Annotated in this window: 1 protein-coding gene; it reads right to left on the bottom strand. The window is 39.3% G+C overall.

Features of this window, described 5'->3' with window-relative positions:
• Positions 1-155: 155 nt before the first annotated feature.
• On the bottom strand, positions 156-481 hold a 326-nt coding region (locus tag G3567_RS13425), incomplete at its 5' end, for a hypothetical protein (protein WP_205521243.1).

The raw sequence follows: 481 nt of genomic DNA, 5'->3' as shown, positions 1-481 counted from the left end.
TTACAACGGTTCTTAATAAACGCAGGGCGGCTTCGTCCGTGGTTTTGTAAAGAAACGAAAGGTTTCTTTTTCGAGCGCAAACCCGCTAACAGAGCGGGATTAGAGCCGCCTTGCGTTTATTTTTTGTTGTGCAGTCGTTTTTCTTTTTTTTTGTGTCAAAAAGTCCATAGTCGAAAGGACACCACGGTCAGGATCAAAATTCCAATAATTAAACTGGCCAAGTATTTCTTAAATGTCGAGAGTGAAATCATTAGAATCATTGACACGGTCAACCATAGTCCGAAGATCACATGTTGTTTTAGAATGTATTTAAACATTTCTTCTGTCAACGGTACACAGGCGAGCCAATGATATTCCCAAAGCTTAAAAAAGATGTTTCCGATTTGAAGAACAGTCAGAAGTTGGATAATCTGATTAGTCAGGTTCTTCCAGTCGGTCTTTATTTTATCGGTCAGGTTGTTCATTTCAAATGCTGCACAAC

Origin of the sequence: Psychroflexus aurantiacus (assembly GCF_010820555.1) — a bacterium.
Classification (GTDB): domain Bacteria; phylum Bacteroidota; class Bacteroidia; order Flavobacteriales; family Flavobacteriaceae; genus Psychroflexus; species Psychroflexus aurantiacus.
The sequence above is the reverse complement of the archived record's forward strand: the minus strand, read 5'-3'. Positions and strand labels throughout refer to the sequence as shown.